This is a genomic window from Kocuria sp. TGY1127_2 (assembly GCF_013394385.1).
Taxonomy (GTDB): domain Bacteria; phylum Actinomycetota; class Actinomycetes; order Actinomycetales; family Micrococcaceae; genus Rothia.
The window spans coordinates 1,690,516-1,712,599 of record NZ_AP022834.1 but is presented as its reverse complement, the minus strand read 5'-3'; the positions used below and the strand labels follow the sequence as shown (position 1 = coordinate 1,712,599).

General features: G+C 63.4%; 18 protein-coding genes. 11 read left to right on the top strand and 7 right to left on the bottom strand.

Annotated features, from left to right (window positions below; genetic code table 11):
- The first annotated feature begins 81 nt into the window (after positions 1 to 81).
- The gene (gene dnaE, locus sake_RS07685) at positions 82 to 3,555 is read left to right on the top strand and encodes a DNA polymerase III subunit alpha (RefSeq protein WP_178945760.1); all 3,474 of its coding nucleotides are present in this window, start codon (positions 82 to 84) and stop codon (positions 3,553 to 3,555) included.
- A gap of 99 nt (positions 3,556 to 3,654) precedes the next feature.
- Here dnaE and sake_RS07680 read toward each other — a convergent pair whose 3' ends face one another.
- The 4 genes from sake_RS07680 to sake_RS07665 all read right to left on the bottom strand — a co-directional run bounded on the left by sake_RS07680 (position 3,655) and on the right by sake_RS07665 (position 7,269).
- Entirely contained in the window at positions 3,655 to 4,011 is a 357-nt protein-coding gene (locus tag sake_RS07680; protein ID WP_197964418.1) for a GNAT family N-acetyltransferase, read from the bottom strand.
- A 43-nt stretch (positions 4,012 to 4,054) separates the two neighbouring features.
- Positions 4,055 to 5,176 (bottom strand): pirin family protein, encoded by a 1,122-nt coding sequence (locus tag sake_RS07675; protein WP_129359483.1) that lies wholly within the window; start codon positions 5,174 to 5,176, stop codon positions 4,055 to 4,057.
- 140 nt (positions 5,177 to 5,316) lie between these two features.
- On the bottom strand, positions 5,317 to 7,059 hold the full coding sequence (locus sake_RS07670; RefSeq protein WP_178945759.1) for a cytochrome c biogenesis protein DipZ: 1,743 nt from the start codon (positions 7,057 to 7,059) through the stop codon (positions 5,317 to 5,319).
- A 30-nt stretch (positions 7,060 to 7,089) separates the two neighbouring features.
- Positions 7,090 to 7,269 (bottom strand): hypothetical protein, encoded by a 180-nt coding sequence (locus tag sake_RS07665; RefSeq protein WP_178945758.1) that lies wholly within the window; start codon positions 7,267 to 7,269, stop codon positions 7,090 to 7,092.
- A gap of 95 nt (positions 7,270 to 7,364) precedes the next feature.
- On the opposite strand from sake_RS07665, the gene thrS reads away from it, so the two are divergent.
- The 5 genes from thrS (at position 7,365) to bioD (ending at position 15,341) form a co-directional block, all read left to right on the top strand.
- Positions 7,365 to 9,425, top strand: a complete 2,061-nt coding sequence (gene thrS / locus sake_RS07660; protein ID WP_371811887.1) for a threonine--tRNA ligase — start codon at positions 7,365 to 7,367, stop codon at positions 9,423 to 9,425.
- A gap of 549 nt (positions 9,426 to 9,974) precedes the next feature.
- On the top strand, positions 9,975 to 10,703 hold the full coding sequence (locus sake_RS07655; protein WP_238147587.1) for a TenA family protein: 729 nt from the start codon (positions 9,975 to 9,977) through the stop codon (positions 10,701 to 10,703).
- 254 nt (positions 10,704 to 10,957) lie between these two features.
- Positions 10,958 to 12,301, top strand: coding sequence for an adenosylmethionine--8-amino-7-oxononanoate transaminase (gene bioA / locus sake_RS07650; protein WP_129359486.1), 1,344 nt, complete (start codon positions 10,958 to 10,960; stop codon positions 12,299 to 12,301).
- Positions 12,298 to 14,595, top strand: coding sequence for an aminotransferase class I/II-fold pyridoxal phosphate-dependent enzyme (locus sake_RS07645; RefSeq protein WP_178945756.1), 2,298 nt, complete (start codon positions 12,298 to 12,300; stop codon positions 14,593 to 14,595). Before bioA ends, sake_RS07645 begins: the two co-directional genes overlap by 4 nt.
- Positions 14,592 to 15,341, top strand: coding sequence for an ATP-dependent dethiobiotin synthetase BioD (bioD, locus tag sake_RS07640; protein ID WP_165000954.1), 750 nt, complete (start codon positions 14,592 to 14,594; stop codon positions 15,339 to 15,341). Before sake_RS07645 ends, bioD begins: the two co-directional genes overlap by 4 nt.
- Before the next feature lie 25 nt (positions 15,342 to 15,366).
- On the opposite strand, the gene sake_RS07635 is transcribed toward bioD, so the two are convergent.
- Complete coding sequence (locus tag sake_RS07635) at positions 15,367 to 15,870, bottom strand: FBP domain-containing protein (protein WP_178945755.1); 504 nt, start codon at positions 15,868 to 15,870, stop codon at positions 15,367 to 15,369.
- 106 nt (positions 15,871 to 15,976) lie between these two features.
- Between sake_RS07635 and sake_RS07630 the strand changes: the two genes are divergently transcribed.
- The gene (locus sake_RS07630) at positions 15,977 to 16,555 is read left to right on the top strand and encodes an HIT domain-containing protein (protein WP_178945754.1); all 579 of its coding nucleotides are present in this window, start codon (positions 15,977 to 15,979) and stop codon (positions 16,553 to 16,555) included.
- 3 nt (positions 16,556 to 16,558) lie between these two features.
- On the opposite strand, the gene sake_RS07625 is transcribed toward sake_RS07630, so the two are convergent.
- Both sake_RS07625 and sake_RS07620 read right to left on the bottom strand, forming a co-directional pair.
- A complete protein-coding gene (locus sake_RS07625) occupies positions 16,559 to 17,173 on the bottom strand; it encodes a TIGR00730 family Rossman fold protein (RefSeq protein WP_243155666.1) in 615 nt (204 codons plus the stop codon).
- Between the two features lie 95 nt (positions 17,174 to 17,268).
- A complete protein-coding gene (locus sake_RS07620) occupies positions 17,269 to 18,276 on the bottom strand; it encodes a hypothetical protein (RefSeq protein WP_178945753.1) in 1,008 nt (335 codons plus the stop codon).
- 50 nt (positions 18,277 to 18,326) lie between these two features.
- Here sake_RS07620 and sake_RS07615 point away from each other — a divergent pair, with 50 nt between their 5' ends.
- The 4 genes from sake_RS07615 (at position 18,327) to ruvC (ending at position 22,010) form a co-directional block, all read left to right on the top strand.
- On the top strand, positions 18,327 to 19,622 hold the full coding sequence (locus sake_RS07615) for a MurT ligase domain-containing protein (RefSeq protein WP_371811886.1): 1,296 nt from the start codon (positions 18,327 to 18,329) through the stop codon (positions 19,620 to 19,622).
- Positions 19,619 to 20,338 (top strand): type 1 glutamine amidotransferase, encoded by a 720-nt coding sequence (locus sake_RS07610; RefSeq protein WP_129359493.1) that lies wholly within the window; start codon positions 19,619 to 19,621, stop codon positions 20,336 to 20,338. Before sake_RS07615 ends, sake_RS07610 begins: the two co-directional genes overlap by 4 nt.
- 219 nt (positions 20,339 to 20,557) lie before the next feature.
- Positions 20,558 to 21,319: a YebC/PmpR family DNA-binding transcriptional regulator gene (locus sake_RS07605; RefSeq protein WP_129359494.1), complete on the top strand. Its 762-nt coding sequence runs from the start codon at positions 20,558 to 20,560 to the stop codon at positions 21,317 to 21,319.
- A gap of 19 nt (positions 21,320 to 21,338) precedes the next feature.
- Positions 21,339 to 22,010, top strand: coding sequence for a crossover junction endodeoxyribonuclease RuvC (ruvC, locus tag sake_RS07600; protein WP_178945752.1), 672 nt, complete (start codon positions 21,339 to 21,341; stop codon positions 22,008 to 22,010).
- The last annotated feature ends 74 nt before the right edge of the window (positions 22,011 to 22,084 follow it).

The following is a 22,084-nucleotide window of genomic DNA, read 5'->3' as shown; positions in this document are numbered from 1 at the left end:
CTTCCGCACGGCGGCCCGTTGTGCTCACGGACCCGTGCGTACTGTTTTGACTTAATATTCGAATATATGTTCGATTGAGGCGTGAAGTTCCCGCACTTGATCACCTACAGCGCATACAGCGCGCACTACGGCGTCTCCGCACCGGCTGAGCTCGTCGTTGCCGCCGTGGGGCACGGTGCAACTCACCTCGGGCTGACCGATCGGGACGGTCTCTACGGGGCCGTCAAACACGTTCGTGCCTGCATGGACCACGGCGTCACACCCGTCTTGGGAGTGGACCTCGCGCTCGCAGACCCTTCGGACCGGAAAATCATCGGCCGCATCGTTCTCCTCGCGGACGGTCACGACGCCGGGGCCGGATACGGGGACCTCTGCCAGATCATCACCCGGGCGCACAGGACCAGGGAACGCACAGGGCCCACCCGCCTGGGCGACCGGCCCCGCATCACGGCCGCCGATCTCGGCCGCGCCGTCGCGATGGAAGAAGGCCGCTTCACGGTCCTTCTCGGCCCGGAATCCGACTACGGAAGGCTGGCGGAAGCCCGCAAATACCGCGCGGCCCGGGCCAGCCTGAAGGAGTGGCGCAAACTCGTGGGAGAACGCCGGCTGCGCGTCAACCTCGTCAACCACCTGACCAGGCCGGGGGAGCGCCGGAGCGTGGCGCATGCGGCACGAATGCTCGGGATCGCGGCGGAAAGCCGAGTGGGCGCCGTCGTCAGCAACGCCGTCCGCTACGCGACGGAAGACCAGGCCGTGACCGCGGACGTCCTCGACGCCGCCCGCAGCCTCACCGCGCTTGGGGAGGGAATCCAACAGGTCAACGGGCAGGGATGGCTCAAACCCGCTCAGGACATGGGCTCCATCGCGGCAGAGATCGCTCGGGCCGCGGACGCCGGCATCACCGCGTCGGACCTCACCGCCCTCGCCGCTGAACTCGCGCACCGGTGCGCAATCGACCCGGCCACGGACATGGGGTACGGGACTCCCACCGTGCCCGAAGCGCACCTGACCGGAGTCACGCGCATGCCCGCGGCCGAACTCAGAGCCCGCTGCGAAGCAGCCCTCGAACGCGTCTACGGGGCGGAAAAGGACCAGAAGGTCCACGGACCCGGCCTGGCCCGCCGCGACTGGGAAACCCCGCGGGAACGCCTCGACCGGGAACTGCGTACCATCGAGAACCTCGGATTCTGCTCCTACTTCCTGACCGTGGGCCACGTCTCCGGCCTCATCGAATCCCTGGGTATCCGCCACGCGGCACGCGGATCCGGGGTGTCCTCCCTGGTCAACTACCTCCTGAATATCTCGGTCGTCGACCCCCTCGAATACGGGCTGGTCTTCGAACGATTCCTCTCGGACAAAAGATCGACCCTGCCGGACATCGACATCGACGTCGAATCCGCGCGACGCCACGAAATCTACCGGCTCGTCTTCGACCACTACGGCGACCACCGCGTCAGCCTCATGTCCATGCACAACGGTTACCGCGCCCGCGGAGCAGTCCGAGACGCAGCCCGCGCCATCGGCCTCACCCCGGAACAGACGGACCGCATCGCCAAAACCATCTGGCGCGTTCCCGCCGGAGAACTGCGCGAACTCCTCGACATCAAACCCGAACTGGCCGAACTGCGTCGGGAAGCCCGCGAAGACCCCAAGGTCAACTTGCTCATCGACCTCACCGAAAGGCTCGACCGCCTCCCGCGCCACCTCTCGATGCACCCGTGCGGCGTGATCCTCTCCAACGCCTCGCTCCTCCGGCGCACCCCGGTGCAACCCTCCGGAATGGGGCTGCCCATGAGCCAATTCGACAAGCACGACATGGACCCCATGGGCCTACTCAAACTCGACATCCTCGGGGTCCGCATGCAGTCCTCGATGGCATACACGCTCCAGGAGATCGAACGCACCGAAGGGCACAAACCCGATCTCGAAACCATCGACACCCGCGACCCAAAAACCTTCGACCTCATCCAATCCACCCAGACCCTCGGCTGCTTCCAGATCGAATCCCCAGGTCAGCGCGAGCTCATCGGCAAGATGCAGCCCTCGAGCGTCGGCGACCTCATCATCGACATCTCCCTCTTCCGCCCCGGCCCCATGCAATCCGACATGGTCCGGCCATACCTCGAATCCCGCCACGGATTCGCAACCCCCAACTACATCGAGGAAGACCTCGTGCCCTACCTGGAAGAAACCGCCGGGGTCATGGTCTTCCACGAACAGATCCTCAACGTCTTCAGCACCATGACAGGATGCGACCTCGCCTCCTCGGACGAATTCCGCAGGAAACTGGGGAGCACGGCCCAGGACGACGTCGAAGAACACTTCCGCCTCCACTCCGCCCGCAGAGGCTACTCCCGAGAAGTCATCGACAAGACCTGGACGGCGCTCGCGGCCTTCGGATCCTTCGGATTCTGCAAGGCCCATGGTGCCGCCTTCGCGATCCCGACCTACCAATCGGCCTGGCTCAAGACCCACTATCCGGCGCACTTCATGACGGGGCTGCTCGAACACGACCCCGGGATGTACCCCCAGCGTCTGATCCTCGCCGAGGCTAGGCGCCTGGGCATAGAGTTGCTGCCCCTGGACGTCAATCGATCCGGTCGGAACTACCGTGTGGAACGCGTCGTGGATTCTGGGGCGGATTCGGATCTGGGCGTGGGTGCGGGTGTGGGTCGGGGTCTCGGCCGGGGAGTCGCGAGTGGCCGCGGGGCCGAGACCGGGAGGAGCCCCGGCGCCGAGAGGTGGGGGATCCGGCTTCCCCTCACCCAGCTGTCCGGAATCAGTGGGGCCGAAATCGACAGAATCACGGCCCGGGCACCGTACGTCTCCGTGGCGGATCTGAAAGCGCGCGCTCGCCCCCACAAGCCCACGCTCGACCGGCTCGCCGCGGTCGGCGCTCTCGATGTCGAGGTCTTCCGCGGCGTCTGGCAACAGGGGGTCGGGGGCGGCGGCGTCGTACGTGCTGCCGGCGGTGGGTACGACGACGTCGTTCCCCGGCCGACCGAGACCGGGGCGCGTTCAGGGGAAGCCGGTGCCGTGCCGGTACAGCTTTCCCTGCCTCTGGGCGCCCACCTCGAAACCCCGTACGAGAGCAGGGATACCAGCGACGTGACCTCGACCGTGCGCACCGAACTGGACCTGTTGGCACTGGACGTCTCTGCGCACTTGATGGTCGGGTACCGCGATAAGACCAGGACGTGGCCGCTGACCCGCGCGGCCGACCTGATCAGGATGCGCAACAAGTCCGAGGTATGGGTTGCGGGCGTGCGGGTTTCGACCATGACGCCGCCGATGAAGAACGGCAAGCGCGTGGTCTTCATTTCCCTCGACGACGGAACCGGGTGTGTGGACACGGCGTTCTTCGACGAAGCGCAGAAGCTCTCGGGGCCCGACCTGTTCGGAACTCCGATGATCCTGATCCGCGGAACCACCCGACGCACGGGCCCCCGCGGAATCTCGCTGACGGCGCTTCAAGCGTGGGACCTGACCGCGCTGGTCGAGGGGGAGACGCCGCTGCCTTTTCCGCCGTCGGCCCTCAGGAAGCAAGCAGGCTGATTCGGGAGGTGATGGGGCAGGGACGCAGAGGAGTGAAACGGGCCGGTCGGTCAGGCCACCTCGTGCGGCCATCCCGCCCACCGGGCCGAGCAGGAAACGTCAGTCGAGGGCCTGAAGGTGCTCGGAGGTCGGCGCAGTCGAGAATTCCTCGTACGCGGGGTGTCTGCGGATCCAGGTCTTGACGTAGGGGCAGACGGCAACGATCGTGGATCCCTCCTCGATGCTCTCGTCCAGGGCCCGGCGGACCAGGGCGGAGGCGAGGCCTTGGCCCGAGAACTTCTCGTCGACGAAGGTGTGCGGAAAAATACGGGCGCGTTCGCCGTTCGGTCCCGAATGATCCACGAATTGTGTGAATCCGGCGGCCTTCCCGGAATCGTCGACGTGAATTTCGAAGGCCTCCCGGCCTTCCTGCCGGCCACGAACCATATGCGGATCGTCTGACGTAGGTTGTGTCATGGCTGCTCCTCCTTCTGTGCTTCCCTCAGCGGCCGACGCCGTGTCAGCCGCGGAGCTTCAAACGTGTATGCGGAACCTCCGGGGCGGGCAGGGGTGCGGGAGTGTCCGGGGGAAAATGGCCGAATTGGAGCCGGGGTTGTTCCTCTGCGGGATCGGAGCCGGCCTCGTCCATGGACGCGGAGGCCGAGGTGAAGGAGCCGGGAGCGCCCCGCTCGCTCTCATCCTCGCCCCCATTTTCGAAGCCCATTTCACGCATGTACCGGTTGCGCCATCGGACGATCTCCTCGTGGCTGCGTCCCACGAAGTTCCACCACATCACGATCTGCTCGTTGAGGGGCTCGCCACCGATGAGCAAGGCGAGCGCGGGTTCCGCCCCCGCGCTGATCCTGATGGACCGGTGACCGGTGGGGACGAACCCGATTGCGTTCTGCGTCACGGGAACGTCGTTGACCCACACGGGCCCGCTGACCTGGACCAGACCGTGTTCGTGGTCTTCCGGAACGGTGATCTGGATTTCGGTGTGGGGTTCGAGACGCAGCTCGGCGCCCGTCAGGGGGAGGGCCGTGCGGACGGGGGAGCTCTGCCCGAGCAGAGACCCCAGAAACACCAACGCCTCGTAGCCTTGACCTCGGATGGTGTCCGGGCGGAATGAATCGAGGTCCGGCTCGGAGAAACGGGCTGCCTCCGGAAGCGCATACCAGAGCTGGAGCCCGTGCAAGGTCGTGGTCTGCGCCGAGGAGAATTCCGAGTGGGTGATTCCCCGGCCCGCATTCATCAGATTAACCTCACCCGGCCTGACCGTGGCCCAGTGGCCCGCGGAATCGAGGTGGTCGATGCTGCCTTCGAACAACCACGAGACCGTGGCCAGGCCGGTGTGCGGATGCCGGGCCACTTTCATGCCACCCGTGCGGGCGACGTCGTCCGGGCCGAAGGAGTCCACGAAGCACCAGGCGCCGATGAGCGACCGGGCCCTCTGAGGCAGGGTGCGCAGCACCGTCATCGCTCGCGGCCCGCCCAGGGGCACTTTGCGGGGCTCGAGGATTTCGACGATGCCAGCCTCGCACCGTTCCACCGTGACCCCGTCGCGCAATCCTGCCGAGAACCGACCGCGCTCCGGATTCGAGGCGCACACGGTCTCCTGGGGGTCTGCTTCGACATTGCTCACCGCGGCCTCATAACTCTCTTCCGGACTGCCGCGCCCGGACGGGATGCTGCACGGGCGCGATCGGCAGAAACGATCGTGCACATCACAACCGTATCGATGCCGGGATCATTCCGCTCCTGGTCCACCCGGATCATTGATCTCTACCCGAAGGTGAAGGAGTACAGCTTTACTCCCGGTGCTACCGTGACCTTGATCTGCCCGGACTCCTGCTTGGCCTCGTTGATCAGGTCATAGGAGTTGGCTTGGTCATCCAGGCGCACTTGCCGGTGGCCGTTCGGGGTCTCGACGTCGATGGTTCCGGTCCCCGAAGCAACAACCTGCACGATTTTCGCGGTGAAGTTGAGGCTCAGGGAGGCTGCTTCATCACGGGGTCGGATGCTTTCCCCGGAAAGATTCCAGTTTCCATACAGTGTGAAGGAATCGTCGCGCGTGGGGTCGCCGTCGGAGAATGCCCGATTTCCCGCCGAGTAGGTTCCTTCGCCGACATAGGACTGTGCGCGGTCCGTGCCGAGATAGGTTTCTGGGGTGCGGTGCGACTCGTCGTCGTTGTCGTGGTTGGCACCTGACTCGACGGGTGCGGGAAGCTGGATCCCGGGATGCGCTTCCTTCAGCAGGGTGCGGATCTGGGATTCGGTGACGTCGTAGCCGCCTTCTCCCGTTCTGGACGCACGCAACCTGCCGGAAGCGTCGACCAGGTAGTGCGCGGGCCAGTAGTGATTGTCGTAAGCCTTCCAAGTCGCGTAGTCGTTGTCCTGGGCCACGGGGTAGGCGATCTTCTGCTCGCGAATGCCCGCGGCAACATTGTCGGTCTCGTGCTCGAAGGCATACTCCGGGGTGTGGACGCCCACGATCTCCAATCCGGCGTCCTTGTACCTGCTGTACAGCGCATTCAGGTGCGGGATCGTGCGTTGGCAGTTGATGCACGAGTAGGCCCAGAAATCGACCAGCACGACCTTGCCGCGCTGGGATTCGAGGGAAACGGGCTTCCCGCCCTCGGTGTTCAGCCACCCCGTGATGCCTCGCAGTTCGGGAGCGGGCGAGCAGCCGTCCCTGGCGCCGGAGTTCTGCTGGCAGCTGGCCAGATGGTCGACGTCGCCGGACCCTCCCGGTTTCCCGGAAACTTCCGATCCGCTGGCGGCCCCGCTGTGGCGTTGGGTTCCGTGATCGATCAGTTCTTGTGCCGACGCGGTGTAGTCCGGCACGCTGCGTTGGACGGCGGCCGGAAAATCGAGGGCCAGGCCCACGGCCAAAGCGATCACCAGAATGCCCGCGGTGGTCCGAACCATTCGTTGCCGACGCCGAAAGGCCTTCAATCGCTCGGCAAGCCCGCGTCCGGCGAGTGCGAAGAAGAGCAGCGGGACGGCGGTACCGACGGCAAAGGACAGAGTCAGCGTGAGGGTGTCGGGACCGATGCGTCCCGTGGCGCCCGCGACGGTGATCGCGGCCAGCACGGGTCCGGCGCAGGGGACGTAGACGGCGCCCAGGGCCAGGCCCATGAGGAATCCGCCGCGTCGGGTGTTGACTTGGCGTTGGGGGACCCAGGAGAACGGTCGTTCGATCAGCTGCTCGAGGCGGGGAACGATCATTCCGAGGCCGACAAGAATCAGGAAGCCGATGCCGAACCAGCGGATGAGGTCATGTGGCAGGTGCAGGGCACCGAGCAGGAGCGAGCCGAGCAGTGTGACGGCGGAGAAACTCAGGACGAGACCGCCGACAACCTGGTACGGGCGCCACCGTGAAGTGCGAGGCCGCGAGGGGTCGTCGTCGAACCTGGCGGAATCCGCGCCCCCGGTCCAGAAGATAACAGGCAGGACGGGCAGGATACACGGGGAGATTCCGGTGACCAGACCGCCCAGAAGGCCCAGCAGAATCAGCGCGAGCATGATGTTGTCTCTCCAAGAGGCTTGTCGTTTCTACATGCACTGTTGATTCGGAGCGGACGCCCCTACGGATTGCCCGATGCCCGGCATCGCGGCCGAGAAATCCGACGCCGGCGCCCCGACCGAGCGACCCGCAATGCCCCACGTCACGAGTTGGTGCGAGGCCTCAGCGGCGGGAAGCACGAGCAAGTCCCTTGTGGGTAGAATCGTCACGACCCGCCGTGTTCCCATCGACCGCCGGGTGCCTATTTCCACTGCGCGTGTCCCAGGTATCGCCGCGCGCCGACCACCACAAGGAGTGAGTGTCCATGGCCGAGAACCCGGCCGAAAACCTGCAGATCACCGTCCACGGCGAGCCCCAGCAGGTGACCACGGGCACCACCGCCGCGGACCTGTTCGCCGACAACGCCACGGTCGTGGTCGCCCGGATCAACGACGTCCTCAAGGACCTGAGCACCGAGGTGGCGGACGGCGACGTCGTCGTCCCCGTGACCATTAACCAGCCCGAGGGGCTCGAGGTCCTGCGCCACTCGGCCGCTCACGTCATGGCACAGGCAGTGCAGAGCATGCGTCCCGACGCCAAGCTCGGCATCGGCCCGTACATCACGGACGGCTTCTACTTCGACTTCGACGTCGAGGACCCTTTCACGCCCGAGGACCTCAAGAAGCTCGAGAAGTCGATGATGAAGATCATCAAGTCGGGCCAAACCTTCCGGCGTCGTTCCGTATCCCACGACGAAGCCGTCGAGGAGATGAAGGACGAGCCGTACAAGCTCGAGCTCCTCGGACTCTCGCAGGGCCCCGGTTCAGGAGCCGACGCCGCCGAGGGCGCCTCGGTCGAGGTCGGCGAGGGCGAGATCACGATCTACGACAACGTGGACCGCAAGGGGGAGACGGTCTGGAAGGATCTCTGCCGCGGCCCCCACCTGCCCAACACCAAGCTGATCGCCAACGGATACGCCTTGACCCGTTCGGGCGGAGCCTACTGGCGGGGTTCCGAGAAGAACCCCATGCTGCAGCGCATTTACGGAACCGCATGGCCTACCAAGGAAGAGCTCACCGAGTACAAGGAGCGCATCGCCGAGGCCGAACGCCGCGATCACCGTCGCCTGGGCGAGGAACTCGACCTGTTCTCGTTCCCGAAGAACATCGGCCCGGGCCTGCCCGTGTTCCACCCGAAGGGCGGTGTCATCAAGCGCGAGATGGAGAATTACGTCCGCGACCGGCACCTCGCGGAAGGCTTCCAGTACGTCGGGACGCCGCACATCACCAAGGAGGACCTGTTCTACACCTCCGGGCACCTTCCGTACTACGCTGACGGTATGTTCCCGGCGATGGAACTGGACAACGGCAACTACCGCCTCAAGGCCATGAACTGCCCGATGCACAACGAGATCTTCAAGGCACGTGGGCGGTCCTACCGCGAGCTGCCCCTGAGGTTCTTCGAATTCGGCACGGTCTACCGTGACGAGAAATCCGGTGTGCTCCAAGGGCTGACCCGCGTCCGGATGATCACGCAGGACGACTCGCACAGCTACGTGACCAAGGAACAGGCCCCGGGCGAGGTGCGCCACCTCCTGAACTTCATGCTCTCGCTGCTCACGGACTTCGGCCTGACCGATTTCTACCTCGAGCTCTCGACCCGCGAGACCGAGGGGGAGAAAAAGGACAAGTTCATCGGCACGGACGAACAATGGGAAGAAGCCACGGCCGTTTTGGAGGACGTCGCGCGCGAAACAGGTCTGGAACTCGTTCCGGACCCGGGCGGAGCTGCGTTCTACGGCCCCAAGATCTCCGTCCAGGCCAAGGACGCGATCGGCCGCACGTGGCAGATGTCCACGGTGCAGTACGACTTCAACCAACCAGCCCGGTTCGGCCTCGAATACCAGGCGGCGGACGGCAGCCGTCAAGAGCCGGTCATGATCCACTCGGCCAAGTTCGGTTCGATCGAACGGTTCATGGGCGTGCTGACCGAGCACTATGCGGGGGCATTCCCCGCCTGGCTCTCCCCGGTTCAGGTCATCGGTATCCCGGTGGCCGAAGCGTTCAACGATTACATGTCCGAGATCGCCCAGAAGCTCCAGGCAGAGGGCATTCGCGTCGAGGTCGACTACGGAACCGATCGTTTCCCCAAGAAGATTCGCAACGCATCGAAGGAGAAGGTTCCCTTCGTGCTCATTGCGGGCGGGGAGGACGCCGAGAACGGTGCCGTGTCCTTCCGGTTCCGTGACGGTTCGCAGGACAACGGCGTCGCGGTCGAGGCCGCCGTCGCACGCATCGTCGAGCACGTGCAGAATCGGGTCAACACGGATCCGGTGTCCAAGGCCGCGGTCGGAGAGGCGGAGGACGCTAAGGCCGAGGACGCCTAGAAACACGCGCCGACTACGAGCGGCCGATGTCGAAGGGTCGGGCCGGAATCTTACGGTGGGTTCCCGCCCGGCCCTTCGCACACGCCGGCTACCCCACGCCGCTCCGCGGCCCGAGGTCTTTCTGCAACAAGCGGGTACTCGCGCTGAGCACCAGAGTCCGGGGCAGGGGATGAAGTCGAGACCGGGCACTGCTGAGAGGTCGAAAGCAAGCATTCCCGCAGCCAGCAGGAGGCCGCCGTGCTTGAGCACACGAATTGCATCACCAACTCTCCTAATGCTTCGTGACACCTCAGCTGGATTACTCGCTAAGTATCGGGGACTGAATACGGCTTCGCCAATGGGTGAAGATACGATTCGAACTCGATAGATGTCGGAAGGGGTCATGCCAAACCCCACTGCGGTTCGTTCTGGTCCTGGACTCACGTGGCGCATTGTGGATGCCCGAGGTAGGTTGTGTTCGACACAACACATGCTTAGGCATGGTGACTCGCGATAGGCGGTCTGTCACCGTCAATCAGGCCCCAATCGACCCGACAATGAGGTGACCTCATGAACCCGCATAGGAACTCAGCCGGCCGACCCCACATCCAGGCCGTGGAATCCGTCATCCCGATGCCGGAGGACACCCCGGTCGGCCGCCTGCGACACGGACCGTCGGCGGGGTTTTGGGAGGCCGCCGTCGATCACCGGTTCGTGCGAGAGCTCTTCTCGGGGACCATCGCTGACGAGGTTCTTGCCGAGTACCTCAAGCAGGACTACCAGTTTTTCGACGAGTTCATCTCCATGGTGGGGGCCTGCGTCGCCCACGCGGACACTATCGGTGCCAAGCTGCGTTTCTCACGTCAGCTCGGAATGCTCGCCAGTGACGAGGATGGCTACTTCATCCGCTCCTTCGACGAGCTGGGCGTGCCCGAGAAGGAACGCCTCGACCCGGAGCTGAACGCCCCGGCGTCGAGCTTCAAGGATCTTATGCGCGGCGCCGTGCGTAGCGCGTCCTACGCCGAACTCCTGGTCATGCTCGTCGTTGCCGAATGCCTCTATCTGGACTGGGGAGAACGGGATCTGACCATGCCGGAGAGCCAGCTGCATCGTGGGTGGATTGAATTGCATCGGGGCCAGGCCTTCCGCGAGTGGTGCCAGTTCCTCGTCGACGAGCTGAATCGTGCGGCGTCGCAGACCTCCGTGGACACCGTGGCCCTCAATGAGCGCTGGACGGCGGCCGTCCGCTTGGAAAAGGAGTTCTTCGATGCCGCCTACACCGAGACCGCAACCGGGTAAGGGCGCCTTTTACTGGTTACACGAAATCCTGGGAACGTTGGCCTCCAGGGGATAATGGGCCAAAATATCTTGACCAGGCCGAGATGCGACAGAATTCGGAATGGTATTTGAACACCGTTCAAAAACTGGTTACCGTACTTTCATGCCATCACCGCAACACAGCCCGAGGAACCCGCAGACCGTGTGTCGCCACCAGTCCCGGCGTCGTCTGATGAATCCCGGACCATGCGCATCCCTCATAGCGGAGCGCGGCCGTGGTTGATGCCCAGGACCTGATCTCCCGGGACGCTCGCCGCGTGTGGCACCCGTATTCGCCGGTCGGGGAGGAACAACTGTACTCGGTTCGATCCGCCGAGGGCGCCCTGCTTCACCTGAACGATGCCGACGGGCGGGAACATAACGCGATCGACGCAATGGGCTCGTGGTGGGCCATGGTCCACGGGCACTCGCACCCGAAGCTGATCGACGCTCTACGACGACAATCAGAAATCATGCCTCACGTGATGTTCGGGGGTCTCACCCACGAACCGGCCGTCCGATTGGCCGAGAGCCTCGTCGCGAATACGCCCTCAGGCCTGCAACACGTCTTCTTCTCGGACTCCGGATCGATAGCGGTGGAGATCGCACTCAAGATGGTCATCCAGTACCAAGCCGCCGTCGGCCGACCCGAAAGGAACCGGATGCTGACGGTTCGCGGCGGATACCACGGAGACACCTTCGCGACCATGAGCCTGTGCGACCCTGTCGACGGAATGCACCACGCGTTCAGTCCACTGGCGCCACAACATATCTTCGCCCCGAGGCCGCCCGGAGGCCACTACGATGTCGACCACGGTTCATGGAACTGGGACGACCAAGCCCTGGACACGTGGGCCGAGGAATTCGAAAGAACCCTGGCCGACCACCGGGACCGTATCGGCGGCGTCATCCTCGAACCCGTGCTTCAAGGGGCCGGAGGCATGTACGTGTACGACCCACGAGCCCTCGCCGTCGCTCGCCGCGCGTGCGACACCCATGAATGCCTGCTCGTCCTCGACGAGATCGCCACCGGATTCGGCAGAACCGGTCGATGGACGGCATCGGAGTGGGCCGGAATCGAGCCGGACATCATGTGCTTGGGCAAGGCCCTGACCGGCGGGACCATGACGGGCGCAGCCACTCTCACGACCGTACGGGTCGCGAAAGAAGTCTCCGAAGGGAGAAACGGAATGCCGGCCGCGTTGCTGCACGGCCCAACCTTCATGGGCAATCCAATGTTCTGCGCCGTGTCCCTGGCCTCCCTGAAACTTTTGACAGACGAGGAGTCCGGTTGGGCACGGCAAGTGCCCCGCCTGGAACGATCACTTGCCCACGGTCTGGCACCGGCCACGAATCTGGACTCGGTCGCGGACGTGAGAGTTCTGGGTGCCGTAGGCATCATCGAGCTGAACTGTGACGTGGATGTACGAGCCGTGACCCGGGCCGCGGTGCAACGGGGAGTCTGGATCAGACCGTTCCGGCGGCTGGTCTACGTGATGCCGCCCTACATCACCACCGACCCCCAGACGCGGCAGATCTGCCACGGGATCATCGAAGCGATTGACGAGGTCCACGGATGAACACCGATTGGAACGAATGGGCCGAGAACCGGCAACGCGTACGGAAACGGCGCAATCTGAACCGAACGGCCGACGCGCCCCCTGCGACAAAATCGAGTGCGACGCTGATGGATTTCCGCTCCAATGACTATCTGGGTCTGGGTTCACGCGGCTTACCCGGTCGTCGGGACCCCGCACCCGTAGGCGCGGGGTCCTCCCGCGTCGTCGCCGGCACGTACCCGGCACACCGGAAGCTCGAATTGGCGCTCTCGCGCTTGGCGGGAGCGACGGACGCGCTCGTCTTCTCGTCGGGATACCTGGCCAACCTGGGCGTCATCGGTGCCCTTGACTCCCCGGGAACCACACTACTGATGGACGAGCACGTGCACGCGAGCCTGCGCGACGCAGCGCGAGCAGCGACGTCCCGCCACGAACTCTTCCCTCATCAAAACCTTGCCGAGCTGGCGCATGCGCTGGAGAACGCACGGCAAGCACAACCGGGCGGTCGCATCGCCGTCGTCGTGGAGTCGGTGTATTCCGTTCTGGGGGACGCGACCGACCTGGACGCGCTCGCAGGACTCTGCGCGGCCCACCGGGCTCTTCTGGTCGTCGATGAGGCCCATAGCTTCGCCACCGTTCCGGACGGAACCCTCACCGGAGGACACGGGCTATGGAGTCGGGAGCGAGATGTGACGGTACCGGTCATCGTCACGGCTTCCCTCTCCAAAGCGCTCGCGGGACAAGGCGGCGTGATCCTCTTCGGAGGCTCGGAGACCCGAGCCGCCCTGTGGCGCGACCACATGGTCAACACCGCCCGTCCCTTTGTCTTCGATACCGGCTTGTCGCCGCTTGTGGCTGCGGCCACCCTCGACGCCTGCACCGCCGCCGCCGAACAGAATCTCGCGGGCAGGCTCGAGGAGCGGCGCCGCCTCGCCCGGACGGTGCTCGGACGACGCTCCGCCGTCGAACGCGTGCTGGACGGCGGAGACGGGCCCATCCTGTCCCTCCGCATGCCTTCCGCGGCATCCGCACTCGCGGTAGCCCGGGAACTGGACGAGGCCGGAATCCGAGTGGGAGTCTTCCGGCCCCCGAGCGTTCCCGACAACATCTCCCGTATCAGGTTGTCCGTTCATGCCGACCACCGGCCGGACAAGCTCGTCATCGCGCTCGAACACGTCGCTTCCTCGGTCGAACGGGCATGGGGGATCACGGACAGTTGTCCCTTCGCCGCGCGGGACGCTCGTCCGCCCGAACACCGTCACCGGCAGATCCTGGTCGAGGACCCGAACGTGGTGCGAGAAGTCATGGGCGATCCCCGGTCATTCCTCCCGGACAACGCGCTGACGAGCAACGTCCCTCTGGACCCGGCCGCTCGACGGATCCTGGCCAAGGTCGGATTCCAACTGCCTCCGGTCCTCGCTTCCGCGACAGGCGAATTGCATCGAAGGGTGCGAAGGGTCACGACCCCGTACTTCTCGGCGGCCACGGTCAGACGCAGACTTCCCGACATCCGTCGAATCTGCCGAGAAAGCATCAAAGAACTGGAAGCCGACCTCGGCTCGGGGCCGGTGGACCTTTCCCGCACTATTTCCTTCGCCGTCCCCGCCCGGAGCCTGCAGATGCTCTCCGGAATGCCCGCTCCCGGGTCCCCCGAATTGCAACGGTGGAGTGCGGACTCCCTCGAATTGTTCTGGGGATGGCCCGAGCGGTCCCGACAGATACGGTTGGCTCGCTCGGCTGCGGAGTTCTACGTCTGGCTCAGGAGCGCTGTCCAAGAATCGCGCGGCGGTGAGAACCTCTTCGCGAGCCTGCTCGATGCCGGAATCAGCGTCGAACGTGTTGTCTCCCTGGGATACTTCCTGGTCATCGCCGGGCAGGAGACCACCAGAATGCTGATCAGCACGGCTCTCCACCGGGCACTCGGTGATCGCTCTCTTTGGACGGAACTCGGGAACCCCAAATCCGGACCGGGCGCGGCCGAGGAACTCATCCGCGAGACCCTCCGCAGGAGTTCATCGGTTCCCACCTGGCGGCGGGAATCAGCGGTTCCGACCGACCGGCCCGGACTGCACACGGAACCCGGCGATCACCTGCTCCTCCGTCTTTCAGGCGACGCACTGCCGGACCACCGGCTGGCCTTCGGACACGGAATCCACCGTTGCCTCGGTGCGGCGCTCGCCGAACAGGAGTCCTCGCTCGTGATCCACGAGTTGGCCCGCAGCCTGCCCGGTCTGCGTCCGAGCGGTGTCGCACCCTCGTGGCTGACGCTTCTGTCTTTCCAATCCCCACAACACGTCATTGCGGAGAATTCGTGATCACACCTTCTGATCCCTGCGCCACGAGCTCCCTTCCACAAACCTCGATCTGGGTGGTCACGGGGACCGACACAGAGGTCGGCAAAACGTGGACCACGGCGGTATTCGCGGGAGAAATCTTGAGAGGAACGGGACAAGTCCACATCGACAAACCAGTCCAGACGGGTCTGCAGCCAGGGGAGCCCGGAGACGTCGAGGAGTGCTTCGACCTGATGGGACATCCGAAAGGGTTGACCGGTTCGGAAGGAGCAAGGCTCGGCCCCGCGATGGCGCCTCGAGACGCGCTGGACTGGTCCGATTCGACGGATGTCGAATTGCCTTCGATGGAATCCCACCTGGCACGCTGGAACTCGCACCTGAGCACTTCGACAACGCTGGTGATCGAAGGGTCCGGGGGAGTCACGGTGGCCTTGACCCCTGAAGGCGAGACAGTGGTCGAGGTCGTCGAGACCCTGCGTCGGCGCGCCGATAGAGTAGCCGCGGGGAACCTAAGGGTACGCCTTGCTCTCGTCTGCCGACCTGGCCTGGGGACCCAGAATCACACTCAATTGGCCATGGAACATTTGGACCGTCGTGGCGTGCTTCCCTCATGCCTCGTTGTTTCGGGAACCTCGTCTCGGCCAGACGCCGTCGAGAGGGCCAACCTGAGATTTCTGATGCATCGTGCCGCAGAGTATCGGGCGAGAATGTTCACAATCCAGAGAGGGTCTCTGTGTCTCGAGGAATTCCGTGGGGGCTGGCTCTAGGCACCAAGAGATCCGGCACCGAGCGTCACGGCATGGATCGCTCTTTGAGCCGGTTGATGAGACGCTCCACGTTGTTGGCGGTGCGATCCTTACGGTCCTCGATGGTCATGGTTTCTTCCATCTGCCGAATGCCGAGGGGCCGTTTTCTGTTCACGGCGTACTCTGAGCACCCCAAATCGGAGCACAAGTACGTGCCCAGGGAGGAATAGCGTTCCTTCTTCGTAGCGGGACGTTGAGCGGAATACATCGACACGCCACTGCCGCCATGCAGCGTCATGCAGAACTGGCACATTTGGGCTGTGGGTCGACCGTGCTGCGGCGTCCTGTGGAGAACTATGCCTTTGGGCCCATCGTCGGTCTCCGCGACCACGTAGCCGCGTTGCGGGCTCTTGGGATCGATCCATCCGAGGAATGCCTGTGACTCCCACTCAATGTGGGAAAGGCCGGTGGGAAGGTGGAGCCGTTGAGCCTCACCCTGGCTGCAATTGATGAAGCTGTTTCTGATCTCGGTCTCGGAGAGGGATCGCATGATTTCCAACTTATACCCGTGCTCACCTGAATAAATGCGTCGATGTCATGAAGGCTCAATACGTACGGAACCGCATCGTGGCGTGCGGACGACCTAAGCTGGAGACATGACGGAGGAACCTGACTACTCGACCGACGATTTCGTGTTGCCCGGCGTGCCCGATGCGTTCCAGCGCATGTGGACACCGCACCGCCGGGCCTACGTCAGCGGGGGCCAGAAGGACTACACGGAGAATTCGTGTCCGTTCTGCGTCGCCCCGGAACGCAGCGATGAGGAATCGCTGATCGTGTACAGGGGAGAACACGTGTACGTGGTCCTGAACCTTTATCCCTACAATCCGGGGCATCTGTTGGTCTGCCCGTACCGTCACGTGGCTCAATTCGACGAAATCGATTCGGCTGAGACCGCAGAAATGTCAGCCTGCGTGCAGGCAGCCATGAGGGTTCTCCGCGAAACCTCCAACGCAGCCGGGTTCAACATGGGCATGAATCAGGGCAAAGTCGGTGGGGCCGGAATCGCGGCGCATCTCCATCAGCACGTGGTTCCCCGGTGGAACGGTGATACCAATTTCTTGCCGATCGTCGCCGGAACCAAAACCGTCACTCAGACTCTGGACCAGATCCGTCGCATCGTCGCGGAAGCATGGCCGAAAGACCTGATTAACCCCAATGACCCCACGAGCTGATTGCTAGCTCGCCCATTTGGGTTCGAGAGGCTGCCAAGTACTCAGGGCCTCAAGTAGAAGCTCAGGTTCAGATTCGACAATGAGCGAGTGCCGCAGATTCTCCCGCAGAAACCCTTCTTCGACCATGTGGTCGAGAAGGTCGAGAAGGGGGTCCCAAAAGCCATTGACGTTGTAGAGCGCAACGGGTTTCGAATGCAGTCCAAGGTGCTGCCAGGTCCATGTCTCGAAGAGTTCCTCGAGTGTTCCGGCTCCACCGGGCAAGGCCACAAAAGCATCACCGAGCTCGGCCATCCTGTTCTTCCGTTGGTGCATGTCTCCGACGACGTCGAGGGTCGTCAGCCCTGCGTGCGCAATTTCACCTTCGACTAAAGATTGAGGCATAACCCCGTGAACTGTGCCTCCGACATGGAGGGCGGAGTCCGCGAGAATCCCCATGAGCCCGACCTTGCCTCCGCCATAGACGACGCCGATGCCTCGCTGAGCTAATACAACGGCCAGCCGGCGAACCGCCTCGGTGTACACGGCGTCGTTACCGGTCGCGGAACCGGTATAGGCCGTGATCGTACGGATAGGAAGCCCAGGCATGGAATGGGTGGAAGCTGACTCATTGATACTCATGTTTTCCACCATAGGCATTACGGACATGCCAAGAAGCGGCATGACACCCACGGTTCACGAGGATTGCGAATCGTGGGATTCCATCACGGTGCCTCCTAGAACAGCGAATCCTGAAAGCTCACCGGTCCGTCGTCGCCGAGGAAGACGGCACACATCCTGTTTTTCAGTACGGCCGTATTGAGCAACCATCCGGCCGTGTCGGGATCGTTTTCGGCACATCCAGAAAGAAACGGGCCGGTACCGGAATCCGCCAGGAAACGCCGAGGTGCGGAGGTCCACGCCTCGTATCCTTGCAGCGGCCGGGATTGCGTCGTGCCCAGCTGCTCGTAAGCTCGCAGCATCGCGCCGCCTGGCGTCCACCGCTCTGTCACCACGCGGTAGCTCGAATCGTCCCATGCAGACAGCTCCTCGCGGACCGTGGCTGCGATCTGGTCGTGGATTCTTGTCAGCTCCTCCGGGTCCTCGGGGTTCAGCCATGCCTTGTACTTTGCCGAGACTCTCTTGAGCTGAGTGAGCTTGACGGTCTGCGTCACTGCGTCTTCGAGTCGCCGGACCTCCAAGCCGTCATCGGCGAGGGCGACGTAGCTGGCTCGGGCGACCGCTTGTTGATCGAGGCGTGTGACCTTGGATCTTTCGTGCGCGGTGCCGACTTTTGACGTGCCATCGGGAAACGTCGCGACGTACAACCAATGCGGACGGCCGATGTAGGCGCGCGCGACCTCTGACAGTTCCGCTCCTCTGTGAGCGCGGTGAATGGGCCGAAATTTGTCCAAGTGCATGCACAACCGGCACTGCTGTCCCTTCGTGATGCGGTTCCCCTGTGGGCAGGGGACGGTCCGGAAAGACGGCCGTGCGTCGACGTCGAACTCACCATGGGCGAAGCCGCTGCACCATAGACCCGCGTTGTCCTCGTCCTCTGCGAGCAACCGGATATTGAGGACGCTGCCGGGAGGTAATGGTATCGATACGATCTCGCCGCTCGGTGAATTGTCGACGTACGGCTCGACTCTGACCACGGGCTGTCGCTCGGGCCATGAAAGATCGCGCCAGATGAAAGGCGAATCGGGAAAGCAGTGAGGCGCCGTCGTATGCGTCGAATTCATCACCCCATCATGGCAAATATTGCGGAAAGGCACGGGTTAGGATTGATTCCATGCCAAGACCTGTCATCTTCAGACCCGCCACCCGCCTGATCGGCCAAGGCATTCGATACGTATCCAAGCTTCGTGGGGGAGGATCTGCTTTCCCCGGGCTGGTCATGGAGAAGTTCGATCCCGGATTCGTCGCTCGTGAACTGTCCAAGCTCCCGCGCGGCGTTGTGGTCGTGTCAGGCACCAACGGCAAGACCACGACCACCAAAATGGCCGTCCAGCTCCTCGAGTCCCAAGGGCTCAAGGTCTTCACGAACCGTACGGGGTCGAACTTCGTCCGCGGCGTCGCGGCAGCTCTTCTGGGCGAAATGAACCTGAAGGGCAAACTGGACGCCGATATTGCCGTGCTCGAACTGGACGAGGCGCATGCGGTTCACTTCGTCAAGCTGATTCAGCCGAGGTACGCCTTGCTCCTCAACGTGATGCGCGATCAATTGGATCGTTTTGGCGAAATCGACACGACCCGCAAGATGCTGACCAAGGTCGCCCAGGCAACCACCGGAACCGTGGTACTGAACCGCGAGGACCCGCGTATCCGCCGCATTTCGCAGGATGTCGGAAAGGGGACCGACGTGGCCTATTACGGCCTTTCCCCCTCCTTGCGATCCCGGTTCCCGTCCGACGACGAAATGCGGGACAACAGGCCTGCGCAACAGGCAGAGAATCTGCCGGATGCGTCGGTGACCCTCACATCCTTCGAGGGCACCAGCACACATGTGCTGATCGGCGACCGTGAAGTCACCACGGACATCAACCTCTACGGTATCTACAACATCTACAACGCTGCCGGCGCGTTGGCGCTGACCCTCGAGGTCATGGGCGAGGAAGCCGATGAGAATGCTTTGCTGTCCGAACTGTCCAAAGTGACTCCGGCATTCGGACGCGGAGAGTCGGTTCGTATCGGTGACCGCACGCTTCAGCTCCTACTCGTCAAGAACCCGGCGGGGTTCCGTCTCTCCCTAGCCTCCGCCACCGGCGGCGATTACGCGACCATGATCACGATCAACGACGAGTACGCCGATGGTCGGGACGTGTCCTGGCTTTGGGACGTCGACTTCGAGTCGCTGCAATCCAGCGGGGTCGACGTCGTCTCCGGAACGCGGGCGTACGATATGGCGCTGCGCCTCGAGCACGACGACGTACCCGTGCGCGCCGTCAACACCGATCTCTCGAGCGCGCTTGACGAATTCGTCCGCGGCTCGGGGGATCAGCCGATGCGCGTTTTCTGTACCTACACGTCCATGCTCGCCCTGCGCCGCGAGCTGGCCAAGACGACCGAGGTTGCTGATATCGGATGACCGAGACCTTGAAAATCCTTCAACTGTATCCGCGGGATATGAACATCTACGGGGACTGGGGCAACGTGCTGTCGCTGGCCAGGCGAGCTCGTCAGCATGGCCTGGCCGCCGAGATCATCGACTACAACCCCGGGGATGTTTTCCCGGAGGACTTCGACATCCTCGTCGGCGGCGGAGGCCAGGATTCGGGCCAGACCGTGATTCAGGACGACCTTCATCGGATTGCCCCAGTGCTTCGCTCCAAGGCCGAGGCCGGGACCCCGATGCTTGTCATTTGCGGTCTCTATCAACTGTTCGGCAAGGAGTTCCGGACCGTCGGGGGCGAGGTCCTGGACGGAATCGGACTCTTCGACGCACACACCGTCGGAGGAGAGGAACGCTTGATTGGGAACATCGTGATCGAGTCGGAAGAGTTCGGCACGATCGTCGGTTATGAGAACCACTCCGGACTCACGTTCCTGGGTCATAGTGTCGAGCGTTTGGGAACGGTGACCAAGGGGGAGGGGAACAACCTGGACGACGATGGCGAAGGCGCACGCGTCCATCACGTCATCGGCAGCTATCTGCACGGGTCTCTGCTTCCCAAGAATCCCCGGATCTCCGACTATTTGATCCGCCATGCGGCTGAGGCGAAATTCGGTTCCTTCCATCCCGTTGAGATCGACGATTCTTTGGCAACCCGGGCACGCGAAGTCGCCGCATCCAGACCCCGCTGAGCATTGAAGCGGCATCGTCCCGAGCTCGGTCGTTAGGGATCAGCAAGTCCCGGCGGGAGAGGTTTGCGCGCGTCGTTACAATGGGACCAGGTTTATTCGCGGCCTGATGCCCTGGTTCCGTCCTGGCGCGCGAGCTCACAGGAAACCGTGCCAGGGTCGACTCGGGGGAGAAGCTCTCCGGCCGCGCAACGAAATTGTCTACATCCGAGGAGCACATCTATGTCGGGTCACTCCAAGTGGGCCACCACCAAACACAAGAAGGCGGCGATCGACGCCAAGCGCGCCAAAGCCTTCGCCAAGTACATCAAGGGGATTGAGGTTGCCGCTCGCATGGGCGGCGCGGATATTTCCGGTAACCCCGCTCTGGACCTGGCCATTTCCAAGGCCAAGAAGAACTCGGTTCCCAATGACAACATTGACCGCGCGGTCAAGCGCGGTGCGGGCCTCACCGGTGAAGTCGTTGAATATTCCGAGATTCTCTATGAGGCACGCGGTCCTCAGGGATCCGCTCTCTACATCGAGTGCTTGACCGACAACAAGAACCGGGCAGCGTCGGATGTTCGCGTGGCCGTGACGCGCAACGGCGGAACCATGGCGGACCCCGGTTCGGTGTCGTTCCTCTTCGAGCGCAAGGGAGTCGTGGAGGTCGCCAAGAGCGATGGCTTGACCGAGGATGACGTCCTCATGGCAGTGCTCGATGCTGGTGCCGACGAGGTCAAGGAAGAAGACGAATTCTTCGAAGTCATCTCGGAGGCCACCGACCTTCCCGAGATTCGCAAGGCGCTGGACGATGCCGAACTCGAATACAACAACGATGACCCTCAGTGGCGCCCAACCATGACGGTGGACCTGGACGCAGAGGGCGCCCGTAAGTTCTTGCGCCTTGCCGATGCGGTGGAAGCCCTGGACGACGTCCAGAACGTCTACTCGAATGCGGACATCTCTGCCGAGGTCATGGAAGAACTCGAAGCCGACGACTAGTCGAATCGGGAACTAGCATATGACGCACGAGAAAAAGGGACCGGTGGGGGCCGTCGAATCGACGTCCTCTGCCGGTCCTCTGCGCATTCTCGGCGTGGACCCCGGCCTGACCAGATGCGGTTTCGGCGTCGTCGAGATGTCAGGGAACCGGAAAGCCCACTACATCGATGCCGGCGTCGCGGGCACTCAGGCGGCCGATTCTCTCGACACCCGAGTACTGCATATCCAACGAGCGATGCAAGGGTGGATCGATACGTACCGGCCCGATGTGATGGCGATCGAACGGGTATTCGCCCAGGAATCCGTCAACACCGTGATCGGGACGGCCCACGCTTCCGGGGTGGTGATCGCGACGGCCGCGGCGGCAGGCATTCCGGTTGCGTGGCACACCCCCTCAGAGGTCAAAGCGGCGGTCACCGGCAGTGGTCGAGCCGACAAAAAATCCGTCGGTCGTATGGTCGCCCGGATTCTGGAACTCGAAGAAGTCCCCAAACCGGCCGACGCCGCGGACGCTTTGGCCCTGGCCATCTGTCACGGATGGCGGTCAGGGATCATCGGCACCGGAATCAACATGGGTACTGGTGTTCAGACCCATCAGGGCTCGATTCCAGCAGGTGCCACAAGCGGTGCCATGACCCCCGCTCAGCGTGCCTGGAAAATGGCCGAAGAACGGTCACGGCGCAGTCGATGAGGTCGGAATCGGGCCCGAGGACGGGCGTTCGCCGTCCACAGACTCGCCGCTGAATGTTTTTCGTAACTTTGTTC